This window comes from Bradyrhizobium sp. 2S1 (genome assembly GCF_011516625.5).
Classification (GTDB): Bacteria; Pseudomonadota; Alphaproteobacteria; order Rhizobiales; family Xanthobacteraceae; genus Bradyrhizobium; species Bradyrhizobium septentrionale.
Genome location: NZ_CP147717.1, coordinates 9,620,111 through 9,633,088 on the forward strand (window position 1 = coordinate 9,620,111; position 12,978 = coordinate 9,633,088).

General features: G+C 64.7%; 8 protein-coding genes. 2 read left to right on the forward strand and 6 right to left on the reverse strand.

What is annotated here, in order from left to right; genetic code table 11:
- Positions 1-49 precede the first annotated feature (49 nt).
- The 4 genes from HAP54_RS45865 to HAP54_RS45880 form a co-directional block, all read right to left on the reverse strand.
- Entirely contained in the window at positions 50-1,072 is a 1,023-nt protein-coding gene (locus tag HAP54_RS45865) for a S1C family serine protease (protein ID WP_166297952.1), read from the reverse strand.
- An 84-nt stretch (positions 1,073-1,156) separates the two neighbouring features.
- Positions 1,157-1,606: a hypothetical protein gene (locus HAP54_RS45870; RefSeq protein ID WP_166297953.1), complete on the reverse strand. Its 450-nt coding sequence runs from the start codon at positions 1,604-1,606 to the stop codon at positions 1,157-1,159.
- Between the two features lie 7 nt (positions 1,607-1,613).
- Positions 1,614-3,206, reverse strand: coding sequence for a GMC family oxidoreductase (locus HAP54_RS45875; protein ID WP_166297954.1), 1,593 nt, complete (start codon positions 3,204-3,206; stop codon positions 1,614-1,616).
- Between the two features lie 140 nt (positions 3,207-3,346).
- Positions 3,347-4,564 carry a cytochrome P450 gene (locus tag HAP54_RS45880; RefSeq protein WP_166297955.1) on the reverse strand — a complete coding sequence of 406 codons (1,218 nt, stop codon included), beginning with the start codon at positions 4,562-4,564 and terminating at the stop codon, positions 3,347-3,349.
- A 234-nt stretch (positions 4,565-4,798) separates the two neighbouring features.
- Here HAP54_RS45880 and HAP54_RS45885 point away from each other — a divergent pair, with 234 nt between their 5' ends.
- Together HAP54_RS45885 and HAP54_RS45890 are read left to right on the forward strand one after the other, a co-directional pair.
- Positions 4,799-6,433, forward strand: coding sequence for a flavin-containing monooxygenase (locus tag HAP54_RS45885; RefSeq protein ID WP_166297956.1), 1,635 nt, complete (start codon positions 4,799-4,801; stop codon positions 6,431-6,433).
- Between the two features lie 142 nt (positions 6,434-6,575).
- A protein-coding gene (locus tag HAP54_RS45890) for an IS3 family transposase (RefSeq protein WP_224741997.1) occupies positions 6,576-7,783 on the forward strand; the annotation gives its coding sequence in 2 pieces (ribosomal slippage) (positions 6,576-6,825 and positions 6,825-7,783; 1,209 coding nt in all).
- A 35-nt stretch (positions 7,784-7,818) separates the two neighbouring features.
- Here the strand turns inward: HAP54_RS45890 and HAP54_RS45895 are convergent.
- Both HAP54_RS45895 and HAP54_RS45900 read right to left on the reverse strand, forming a co-directional pair.
- Positions 7,819-8,948 (reverse strand): IS3-like element ISRj2 family transposase gene (locus tag HAP54_RS45895; protein ID WP_166204126.1). Its coding sequence is split into 2 segments (ribosomal slippage): positions 7,819-8,696 and positions 8,696-8,948, totalling 1,131 coding nucleotides; the frame shifts between segments, so codons are not numbered across the junction.
- 663 nt (positions 8,949-9,611) lie between these two features.
- A complete protein-coding gene (locus tag HAP54_RS45900) occupies positions 9,612-12,911 on the reverse strand; it encodes a carboxyl transferase domain-containing protein (protein WP_166297957.1) in 3,300 nt (1,099 codons plus the stop codon).
- Between the last annotated feature and the right edge of the window lie 67 nt (positions 12,912-12,978).

Here is a 12,978-nt window from a genome sequence, read left to right on the forward strand (position 1 = left end):
CTCTCCCACAAGGGGAGAGGGTGCATCTCACGCGTGGATAGCGTCGCAGTCACTGCTTCGCCGGCTTGCGCTCGATCGGATGGATGTCGATCGCGCGGAGGCGGCCGAGGCGCAGCACGTCCATCGAGAGCGAGCGGTCGATCCGGCTGTGATCGAGCGCACGGATCAGATCGTCGACACCGTGGATCTCGACGCCGTCGAGCCTGATCACGACGTCACCGGGCAACAGCGCCGCCCGCGCCGCCGGGCTGTCCGGCTCGATCTGCATCAGCAGCGCGCCCATCTTGTTATCGACACCGGCGAGCACCGCATGCCGCCGCGGCACCGGCGCGGTTTGCCCTGCGACGCCGATATAGGCACGGCGGACATAGCCGTGGCGGATGATCTCCGACAGCACGAACTGCGCGGTGTTGCTGGCGACCGCAAAGCAGATGCCCTGCGCGCCATTGATGATCGCGGTGTTGATCCCGATCACCTCGCCCTTCGACGACACCAGCGGCCCGCCGGAATTGCCGGGGTTGAGCGCGGCGTCGGTCTGGATCACGTCCTCGATGGTGCGCCCGCTGACCGAGCGGATCGAGCGTCCCAGCGCCGACACCACGCCGGCGGTCACCGTCGATTCAAACCCGAGCGGATTGCCGATCGCGACCACCAACTGGCCGCGCCGCAGCGTCTTGGAGTTGCCGAGCGAGGCATAGGCCAGATCGCGCGCGCCATCGGCCCGCAGTAGCGCGAGGTCGGTGTCGGGGTCGACGCCGAGCACATGGGCGTCGGTGTCGAAGCCCTCCGTGTCGCGCAGACGGATTTCCTTCGACGATCCGACCACATGGCTGTTGGTGACCACGAGCCCGTCGGGCGAGATCACGATCCCCGAGCCGAGCCCGCCGCGCTCGCGCGCGTTGCGCAGCTTCGGCCCGGTTTCGACGCGGACCACGGCCGGGCCGACGCGTTCGGTCACGTCGATCACGGCATTGGAATAGGCATCCAGCAAAACCCGGTCATCATCACGGGCAGCGTCAGCCGCCCGCGATGACGGCGTGTCACCGGCGGCATCTGAGGTAAAATCCAGCATGGCGAGAGTCCTTTGGTCTCCTCAGATGGTGACCGGCTCCCACCGCCGCAAGTGGTTACGCCCCGCGCAGCCCTGCCCTGTTGGCTAGGGCGCCCGCCGCAGCGTCCCGCCACGCTCCCTGACCGGATCGAGCAGCGACCAGTCGCCATCCGGCAGCACATGCCCCTTGGGAAACGGCGCGCGCGGATCGAGCCCTAGCGATCGCAACACGCGGTCGTCGCGGTAGTAGCATTGCAGCACGACGCGAACGAGCGTCGCCGCGGCAGCGTCGCCGCGGGCACGAAACTCCTGCGCCACCGCGTCGCGCCTGGCATCGTCGAGCTCGGCGAGCGGCTTGCCGGCGAGATCAGCCAGATGATCCAGCGCCTGCGCGACCAGCGCAGTATCGCGGCCGAGCGTTGCCAGCATGTCGGCCTGGATCGCGGCATCGTCCGCGCCCGGTACCTTGTACTCTTCACTCGCGGGAACGATCATCGCGGCGACGGTGCGGAGATCGGCGCGCTGGGCTGCGGTCAGTTCTTTTGTATCGGACATGACGGTCTCAATCGAACAGATTGGCGAGGCGCTGCTTCACCTGGTCGGCGATGTAGAGCGCGAGGGCCTGGATGGTGGAGGTCGGGTTCACGCCACCCGAGGTGACGAAGATGCTGCCGTCGACGATGAAGAGGTTCTTCACGTCGTGCGAGCGGCCCCATTCGTTGACCACGGAGCGCGCGGGATCGGTGCCCATCCGCGCGGTGCCGAGCAGATGCCAGCCGCCCCACGGGATCGGCGCATTGATGCAGAAATCGGTTGCGCCGGCGGCTTCGAGGACTTCGCGGCCACGCGCCAGCGCATGGTCCATCATCTTCCGGCTGTTCTCGCTGATCGTGTAGTCGATCCTGGGCGCGGGAATGCCGTGGCTGTCCTTCAACACGGGATCGAGCGTGACGCGGTTGTGCTCCTCCGGAAGGTCTTCGCAGATCGCCGAGAATCCAAGCCGATGACCGTTCAGCTTGCGGAACGCGCGGTGATGATCCTTACCCCAGGGCAGAATGCCCTTCTGCTCGCCCGTCACGGCCTCGAATACCGGTCCCGCGCCGCGGACGAACTGGACGCCGTAGCCGCGGACGAAGCCGCGCGAGAGGTCCGTGTCATACCACTCCTTGCTCCACAGGCAGGTCGGCGGCGCCCGGTTGGAATCGGTCGGCTCTTCGACATAGCCGTAAATCTGCGCATAGGGGTGGAACATCAGGTTCTTGCCGACCAGGCCGGACGAGTTCGCCAGCCCGTTCGGAAATTTCCCTGACACCGAGTTCAGCAGCAGCCGCGGCGTGCCGACGCCGTTGCAGGCGATGATGACGACCTCGGCCGGCTGAAACTGCTCGACGCCGTCCTTGTCGTAGTACACGACGCCGGACGCCATGCCGTGCTCGTTGGTCAGGATCTCGCGTACCCGGCAATGAGTCTTGACCTCGACCCCGGCGCGGATCGCGTGCGGCCAATAGGTGATGTCGGTCGAGGACTTGGCGCCCTGCGCGCAGGCCGGCGTGCAATGGCCGAGATTGATGCAGCGCGCCCTGCCCTCATAGTCCATCGTCGCGACGGTCGTGTCCGATGGCCACCAGTGCCAGCCGAGCTTGTTCATCGCCTTGCCGATCAGCGGGCCTGACAGCCCGAGCGGCTGCGGCGGCATCGGCGGATGCGACAGCGGCGACTCGCCCGACAGGCCCGACGTGCCCATGATGCGATCGTTCTCCTCGAAGAACGGCGTCAGCGCGTCGTAATCAATCGGCCAGTCGTCGGCGACACCGTCGAGCGTCTTCACCTTGAAGTCGGACGGATGCAGCCGCGGCCAGTGCGCGGTGTACATCACGGTCGAGCCGCCGACGGCGTTGAAGTTGACGACCTTGATCGGCGAATTGTCGTCGTTAACAGGGTAATCCTCGGGCCGCTTGCGGATGTTCGGGCTGGACGACCACTCGCCGTAGAACTTCGCCTCCCAGTCGCGCCCGGTGCTCGGATATTCGGCAGGATTCATCCAGCCGCCCTGATCGAGGCAGAGGATGTGCATCTTGGTATCGGCGAGGCTCCAGGCCACCGCGGCGCCGGAGGCGCCGGCGCCGATGATCAGGACGTCAACGGGATCGTTCATACCGATTCCTTGTTCTTGATGATCCCGTCATTCCGGGGCGATGCGCAGCATCGAACCCGGAATCTCGAGATTCCCCGATGCACAATTGTGCACCTGTGGTTCGGTCCTGCGGACCGCCCCGGAATGACAATGCGCGTGATTCAATTCACGATTCTCACCGGCAAGCTTCGTATACCGCGGATGAAATTGGAATAGAGCCTTTGTGGTGGGCCCATGATCTCAAAGCGGAGGTCGCGCGCCAAAACCTCCTCCCAGAGGATGCGGAGTTGCTGCTCGGCGAGGCGGTCGCCGACGCAGCGGTGGATACCGGCGCCGAAGGCGAGATGCTGGCGCGGCTTGGCGCGGTCGATGATGAATTCATCGGCACGCTCGATCTTGTCTTCGTCGCGGTTGCCGGAGATGTACCACATCACGACCTTGTCGCCCTTCCTGATCCGGCGGCCGGCGAGCTCGACATCGTTGCGGGCGGTACGGCGCATATGCAGGACCGGCGTGTGGTAGCGGATGGTCTCGGAGACCAGGTTCGGGATCAGCTCGCGGCGGGCGCGGACCAGCTCGAACTGCGTGGGGTTCTCGCACAGCGCCATCAGCCCGGCCGACATCGAATTCCGCGTGGTGTCGTTGCCGCCGACGATCAGAAGCGCCAGCGTGCCGAGGAATTCGCGCGGTTGCAGGTTTCGCGTCGCCTCCGAATGCACCAGCATCGAGATCAGGTCGAAGGTGGGCGGCGCGTCGGCGCGCGCATCCCATAATTTGCGAAAATACTCGCCCATCTTGACCATCTCCTCGAAACGCTCGTGCTCCGAATGCACGACAGCGTCGGGCGAATCGACGTTGGCGATCGCGACATCGGACCACCAGGTCAGCTTCATGCGATCTTCCCAGGGAAAATCGAACAAGGTTGCCAGCATCATGTTGGTGAGATTGGTCGAGACCCGCTCGACCCAGTCGAAGGTCTCGTTGCGCGGCAGCGCGTCGAGCACAGCAGAGGTGCGTTTGCGGATCAGCGGCTCGAAATTGGCGAGGTTGGACGGCGCCACGATCGGGGCCACCGTGCGGCGCTGCGCCGTATGGCCCGGCGGATCCATCCTGATGAAATTTGCGATTTCCTGGCCCTTGAGCTGATCGACCACCTGAATCCCGCCGATTTCCGACGAATAGTTGTCGTGATCCAGCTCGACCGCAAAAATGTCGTCGTAGCGCGTCACCGACCAGTACGGGCCGTAGGCCGACGCCTCGCAATAATGCACGGGATCATCGCGGCGGAGCTGCGCGAACAGCGGCCGCCAAATGTCGTCCTGATAAAGCCGGGGGTTGCTGACGTCTATCGACGTCGGCCTGCGCAGCGCCTCTCCCATCGCTTCACTCCCGCTGGTTCCGTCGCCGCTTGGCGGGCGATCGTGTTGCCGGGCCGACGATAGAGGCAATCCCGCGGCCGAGTAAAGCCGCGGGGCGGACCGTCCGCCGCGCGGAATGCGCGCAGGCCGACGCACCCGGCAAATCCCGATAGCTGCCCCGCTCTTCGATGTTTGTCGGCAGCGGTGAGACCGGCTAGCCTTGCCGGCAATCAACCGATCAGGGAGCAACGACAGGTGGCCGCATTGCGCCAGGACAACACCGCCCAGACGGCTGCGCTGGACTACGACGTCATCATCATCGGCGCCGGGCTGTCCGGCATGTACCAGCTGTACCGGCTGCGCGAGCTCGGCCTCAAAACGCGGGTGTTCGAGGCCGGCACCGGCGTCGGCGGCACCTGGTACTGGAACCGTTATCCCGGTGCGCGCTTCGATTCCGAGAGCTATTCCTACGGCTACTCGTTCTCGAAGGAGCTGTTGCAGGAATGGGAATGGTCGGAGCATTTCGCCGGCCAGCCCGAGACCTTGCGCTACTGCAACTACGTCGCCGACAAATTCGATTTGCGCCGCGACATCCAGTTCGAGAGCCGCGTCACCGCCGCGATCTACCAGGACGACACGCGGAGCTGGCAGGTCACGCTGGAGAACGGCGCGCGCCACTCCTGCCGCTTCCTGATCACCGCGATCGGGCCGTTGTCGACGCCGACCCTGCCGCGCATCGAGGGCCGCGACGATTTCAAGGGCCAGTCGTTTCACACCGCGCGCTGGCCGAAAGAGAAGGTGGATTTCACCGGCAAGCGCGTTGCCGTGATCGGCACCGGCGCCACCGGCATCCAGACCATCCAGACCATCGCCGGCGAGGTCGGCCACCTCACCGTGTTCCAGCGCACCGCCAACTGGGCGGCGCCGCTGCACAACGGCGAGATCGATACCGAGACGCAAGCCAGGATCAAGGCCGGCTATCCCGAGATCTTCGCGCGCTGCAAGGAGACCTTCGCCTGCTTCGTGCACACGCCCGATCCGCGCGGCGCGTTCGAGGTCAGCGATGTCGAGCGCGAGGCGTTTTATGAAAAGCTCTATGGCGAGCGCGGCTTCGGCATCTGGCAGGGCAATTTCAGGGACATCCTGATCGACCGCAAGGCGAACGCGACGATCAGCGATTTTGTCGCACGAAAAATCCGTGAGCGCGTGAAGAACCCGGATGTCGCCGAGAAGCTGATCCCGAAGAACCACGGCTTTGGCACAAGGCGGCTGCCGCTCGAGACCTTCTATTACGAGGTCTACAACCGCGACAATGTCGAGCTTGTCGACCTCTTGGAGACGCCGATCGAGCAGATCACGCCCGAGGGCATTAAGACGCGCGACAAGGACTACGCCTTCGACATCATCATCTACGCCACCGGCTTCGACGCTATCACCGGCAGCTTCGACAAGATCGATTTTCGCGGCGCGCACGGCGTGCGGCTGAAGGAGAAGTGGACGCACGGCCCGGAAACCTATCTCGGGCTGATGGTCGACGGCTTCCCCAGCATGATGATGCTGATGGGCCCACACACCGCGCTCGGCAACATCCCGCGCAGCATCGAGTACAGCGTCGACTGGGTCACCGGCCTGATTCGCTTCGCGCTGGAGAAAGGCCTGACCTTGCTCGACGCCACGCCCGAGGGCACCGCCGCCTGGACCGATCATGTCAAGGCGCTCGGCACAGGCCTGCTGTCCAACGAGGTCGATTCCTGGATGACCGGCATCAACCGCAACGTCGAGGGCAAGCAGACCCGCATCGTCGCCCGCTACAGCGGCAGCGCGCCCGCTTATCGCGAACGCTGCGACGCGGTCGCGGCGCAGGGGTATGTCGAGTTGCGGTTGGGGTAGTTCGCTGCGCAGACCCGTCATCCTGAGGAGCGCGAAGCGCGTCTCGAAGGATGCACGGCCACCAGCCGGGCCGTGCCCCCTTTGAGCTGCTGCCGGTTTGATGGACACCGAGATTAGGTGTTTCATGAAGCCGGAGGTGGCGATGAAAAGACGGAAGTTCAGCCGCGAGTTCAAGGTCGAGGCGGTCAAGCTGGTGCGGGAACGTGGGGTGTCGGTGGCGCAAGCTGGCCGTGACCTGGATGTTCATGAGAATGTTCTCCGCAAATGGGTGAAGGAGTTGGGCTCCGACCCGGCGCAAGCCTTTCCCGGCCACGGGCAGATGAAGCCGGAGCAGCAGGAGATCGAGCGGCTGCGCCGTGAGGTCGCCAAGCTGAAGGCCGAGCGGGATATCCTAAAAAAGGCCGCAGCCTACTTCGCGAAGGAAGCGACATGAAGTTCGCCTTCGTCGCGAAGCACCGGACGATCTGGCCGGTGGCATGGCTATGCGATGCGCTGGGAGTGTCGCGGTCGGGCTTCCATGCCTGGCTGAACCGCTCTCCCAGCGCCAGATCCCGCAGCGACGAGGAGCTCGGCGGCAAGGTCAAGGCCAGCTTCGCCGCCAGCGACCGCACCTATGGCGCACGCCGGGTGTGGCGTGACCTGCTCGCCGACGGGGCGGATTGCGGCCTGCACCGGATTGAGCGGCTGATGCGCCTGCAAGGCTTGCGGGCGCGGCCGCGACGTCGGCGCTTACCGAAGGACAGCGGCGATCGACAGCTCGAGACCGTACCGGCGAACCTCCTTGACCGGCAGTCCGCCGCCGAGCGGCCGAACCAGAAGTGGATCGCCGACTTCACCTATCTCTGGACGGCCGAAGGCTGGCTCTATGTCGCAGCGGTGATCGACCTGTTCTCACGCCGCGTGGTGGGCTGGTCGATGAGTGCCTCCATGACGGCACAGCTCGTGACGGACGCATTGTTGATGGCCGTCTGGCGGCGCGGCAAGCCGGATGCGCTGTTGCATCACTCCGACCAGGGCAGCCAGTACACCAGCGAGCAGTTCCAGCGCCTGATGGCCGACCACGGCATCGTTTGCAGCATGAGCCGCTCCGGCAACGTCTGGGACAACGCGGCGATGGAGAGCTTCTTCTCCTCGCTCAAGACCGAGCGTACGGCCAACAAGATTTATCAAACCAGAGATGAGGCACGCGCCGATGTGTTCGACTACATCGAACGATTTTACAACACGACCCGCAGGCACAGAGCTGGCGCCGGTTGTTTGGACAGCGCCCCGCGGGATTTAAGTGGATTCCTGCCGGGTTATGCTGAACGCGGGGCCTTACGATTTTGTCGTTGCGTCGGGAGGGCGTAGCCCGACCAGAGCGACGACAAAATCGTCGGCGACGGTCATGCGGCCATCACCATAGCTTGCGTGCCGAAGTAAGCCTCGTCGGGCGTGCGCCCGTCAAGGCTCGAGTGAGGGCGTCCCTGATTGTAGAAGGCCAGATACTTGGCAATTGACGCTCGCGCCTCGGACACGCTGTCGTAGGCGCGGAGATAAACTTCTTCGTATTTGACCGTGCGCCAGAGCCGCTCGACAAACACGTTGTCGCGCCAGGCGCCCTTGCCGTCCATGCTGATGGCGATCTTCGCGTCCAGCAGCACATCGGTGAACTCGAGGCTGGTGAACTGGCTGCCCTGGTCCGTGTTGAAAATCTCGGGCCTGCCGTGCTTCGCCAACGCCTCCTGGACCGCTTCGACGCAGAAGGCCGCCTCCATTGTGATCGAGACGCGATGGGCCAGGACCCGTCGGCTGAACACATCGACGACCGCCGCGAGATAGACGAAGCCACGCCGCATCGGAATGTAGGTGATGTCCATTGCCCACGCCTGGTCGGGCCGCTCGATCTTCAATCCGCGCAACAGGTACGGGTAGATCTTGTGACCCGGTGCCGGCTTACTCGTGTTCGGGCGACGATAGACCGCCTCGATCCCCATGCGCTTCATCAGCGTCGCGATGTGGCGGCGACCGGCGTATACGCCCTCCCGCCGCAGCAACGATCGCTGCATACGCGCTCCCGCGAAGGGATAATCGAGATGCAGCTCATCGAGCCGACGCATCAAGGCAAGGTCCTCGGCCGAAACTGGCCGAGGTTCATAGTAGACCGTGCTGCGAGCCAGCTTCAGGACCTTCGCCTGGCGCACGATAGAAAGATCATGACCGCGGTCGATCATCGCTTTGCGCTCAGCAGGCCCGCCTTGGTGAGCGCGCCGGACAAAAAATCGTTTTCCAACGCCAGCTCGCCGATCTTGGCATGTAACGCCTTCAAATCGACCGGCGTCTCGGCCGACGCCTTGTCATGCCCAAACACGCCGGCGGCGCCTTCCAGGAGCTGGTTTTTCCAGATCGTGATCTGGTTCGGATGAACATCAAACAGTTGCGCCAGCTCCGCCAGCGTCTTGTCGCCTTTGACCGCAGCCAAAGCAACCTTCGCCTTGAATGCCGGAGAATGCATCCGGCGGCTCTTCTTCGTCATCTTCGCTCCTGATTCGCGGCAAGAATCCTCGCCGCTGTCAGGCAGAAAATCCACTCAAGCTACTGTCCGAATTTGCGGAGCCAGCTCTCACTCGACCATCGGCTATCTCAGCCCGGTTGAGTTCGAGCGCAAGGTGGGATTAGCTTAAGCGGGTGTCCATCAAACCGGCAGCAGCTCACTTCGAGGCTCGCTCCGCTCGCACCTCCAGCGACAAAGGCGAAGCCTTTGCGCGGGCATGACAGAGCTTAGAGCTGATTTAACCGTCAAACAGCCAAGCATTCGGTGTCATCACCCGCGCATGCGGGTGATCCAGTATTCCAGAGGCAGCGGTGCTTGGACCGAGGGGCCGCGGCGTACTGGATCGCCCGGTCAAGCCGGGCGATGACAGATGAGGATGGGGACACAGCTTCGCATTCTCGCGACATGATTATCCGTGCTTTGCCACGTCGGGCAACTCAGTGATTGGCGCGTGAGGGACGCACCGGCGGCAGGGTTCCCTCCCCCCTTGCGGGGGAGGGTTAGGGAGAGGGGTGCCGCACGACGCGCGCTATCCGAATTCACCCCCGTAGGATGGGTGGAGCGAAGCGATACCCATCATTTGCGCCGCGGATGAAGAATTGATGGGTTTCGCTTCGCTCTACCCATGCTACGCATCCAGCTTCGCTACCACGCATCGATACACGGCCTTTTGCGGTGGGTCCGAGGCTCCGGCTTCGGCACCGAGCGCAGGCCGGCCATGATCCAGTGCCTGGTGTCGGCGGGGTCGATCACCTCGTCGATCTCCAAGACCGAGGCGATCGAGACCGCCTTGCCGTTGGCGTAGAGCTCGGCGACCTTGGTCTGGAAATACTTCTCGCGCTCGAGGGGATCCGCGATCGCTTCCATCTCCTTGCGGAAGCCGAGGCGGACATAGCCTTCGAGACCCATGCCGCCGAACTCGCCGGTCGGCCACGCCACCGTGAAGAACGAGGCGTGGAAGCCGCCGCCGATCATCGATTGCGCGCCGAGGCCATAGCCCTTGCGCAGCACCACGCCGAACAGCGGCACCGTGATGCTGGCGCCGGTGACGAACATCCGCGCGACATGGCGCACGATCGCGGTCTTCTCGGCCTCGGGCCCGACCATGAATCCCGGTGTGTCGCAGAGCGAGACGATCGGGATGTCGAAGGCGTCGCAGAGCTGCATGAAGCGCGCGGCCTTGTCGCCGGCCGCAGCATCGATGGCGCCGCCGAGATGTTTTGGATTGTTGGCGATCAGGCCGAACGGCTTGCCTTCGATGCGGATGAAGGCCGTGATCATGCCGACGCCGAAATCGCGCCGGATCTCCAGCACCGAGCCTTCGTCGGCGATCAGATCGATCACGGTGCGGATGTCGTAGACCCGCAGCCGATTTTCCGGGATCGCCCGCAGCAGCCGCTGGTCCGGCGCGGTCCAGTCTTTCACCGCGCCCTGGAAGTAGGACAGATATTTCTGCGCCACCGCCGTCGCCTCTTCCTCGTCCTCCACGAGGATGTCGATCACGCCATTCGGCGACTGGAACGAGACAGGGCCGACCTCGGCCGGATGATAGACTCCGAGCCCGCCGCCCTCGATCATCGCGGGGCCTCCCATGCCGATCGACGCATTCTTCGTCGCGATGATGACGTCGCAGACACCGAGCATCGCGGCGTTGCCGGCGAAGCAATAGCCGGAGACCACGCCGACAACAGGCACGAGCCCGGAGAGCTTTGCGAATTGCACAAAGGACGGGCCGTCGAGGCCGGTCATGCCGAGCCGGTCGGTATCGCCGGGGCGGCCGCCGCCGCCCTCGGCGTAGAACACCAGCGGAAGCCGCCACTGCTCGGTCAGCGAGAGCATGCGGTCGATCTTCTTGTGGTTCATATGGCCCTGGGTACCGGCCAGCACGGTGTAGTCGTAGGAGATCACCATGCAGCGCGCGCCTTCGGGCCCAAAATCCCTGGCGTTGACGGTGGCGACACCGGCGATCAGGCCGTCGGCCGGCGTGTTCTTGATGAGGTCCTCGACCTTGCGGCGGCGGCGCTGCGCCGCGATCGCAAGCGAGCCGTATTCGACGAACGAGCCCTCATCGACGAGCTGCGCGATGTTTTCGCGCGCGGTGCGCTGATTGGTCTTGCGGCGGCGCTCCACCGAGGCCGGGCGGTTCTCGTCGAGCGTGATCGCCTTGCGCGCGATCAGCTCGGCCAGATCAGGGCGGATGTGATCGAGATCGATCGCGGCCTCTTCCGCCGCTTGATGGCCGTCTACCTCGGCAGGCTCGAGGAACAGGATCGGCTCGCCATGCATCAGGGTGACGCCGGGACCGCCCGCGATCTTCGTGACGCGGCCGCCATGTGGCGCAGCAACGAGATGCTCCATCTTCATCGATTCCAGCACGGCGATCTGCTGGCCGGGACGGACCAGATCGCCTTCCGCAACCTCGATCGCCACGATCGTGCCCTGCAACGGCGCGGGCACCGGCAGCGAGCCCTCGGGTGCCGCTTCGGTGGCGATGGCCTTGGTCGCGGCCGCCTCGCTCACCTCGACCAGGGGCGCGGCGAGGTCCTTGGCCGTGCCGACCAGCGCCGCCACATGGGTATCGATGAAATTGGTGCTGATCTTGTTCCGCGCAAAACTCTGATGCGCCAGGATGGCGCCGAGCAGCGGGATGTTGGTGGCGACGCCGCCGATCCGGAATTCGCGCAGAGTGCGCGCCGCCTTGTGCACCACGTCGGACCATTTTTGGCTCGGCGAATGCACGATGACTTTTGCCAGCAGCGAGTCGAACGCGGCACTCGTCCGGTAGCCGGAATAGCCGAACGTATCGACGCGGACGCCGGGGCCGGACGGCAGGTCGAACACGGCGAGCGTGCCGCCGGTTGGCTTCGTCACGCCCTTCTCGTCCATCACCTCCATGTTGACGCGGAGCTGCATGGCATAGCCTCGCGGCAGCGGCACCGCTGATTGCGCCAGCCCAAGCGAGGCCAGCGTGGCGCCGGCGGCGACCGCGAGCTGCGACCGCACGAGATCGACGCCGAGCACCGCCTCGGTGACGGTGTGCTCGACCTGGAGCCGCGGATTGGCCTCGATGAAGGCGAAGGCGCCCTCCCCCTCCCCGGCCTCGTCATCGACCAGGAACTCGAAGGTGCCGAGATTGTCGTAGCGGGCGGCCGACGCGAGCTGCTTTGCCGCCTCGATGATGCGGGCGCGCAGGCTCTCAGTTAACGATGGGCTCGGCGCCACCTCGATGAGCTTCTGGTTGCGGCGCTGGATGGTGCATTCGCGCTCCCAGAGATGGCTGATCGCGCCGTGGCGATCGCCGATGATCTGCACCTCGATATGGCGCGCTTTCCGGATCAGCCGTTCGACATAGACGGCATCATTGCCGAACGCCGCCTTAGCCTCCGATTGGCAGCGCGCATAGGCCTCCTCGAGTTTTGCGGCGTCCTCGACCACGCGCATACCGCGCCCGCCGCCGCCGGCGATCGCCTTGATCATCACGGCGGCGTTCGCGCCGAGCGAGGTGAAGAAGGCTTTTGCCTCGTCGAGCGAGGTCGCGCCCGCGGTGCCGGCGATAACAGGCACGCCGTATTTCTTGGCGAGATCCTTTGCCTTGGCCTTGTCGCCGAACAGATCGAGCGCCTCCGGCGACGGGCCGACGAAAATGATCTTCTCCTCGGCACAGCGCCGTGCCAGCTCCGTGTTCTCGCTGAGGAAACCATAGCCCGGATGCAGCGCATCGCAGCCCGCCGCCTTGGCTGCCGCGATCACCGCCTCGATGTCCAGATAGGCGCGCGCGCCGCGGCCCGGGATCTCGCAGACATCGTCGGCGGCGCGGACATGCAGCGAGGCCGTGTCATCGGCGGGATAGATGGCGACCGTGGCAAGGCCGCTCTCGGCCGCGGCACGGGCGATGCGGATGGCGATCTCACCGCGGTTGGCAATCAGCAATTTCTTGAAGGACATGATCGATTCCAGCCTTGCGCTTCTGTTTGAACTTGAAGCCGCGCGCCGAAAGTGTTGCAAGTGGAAT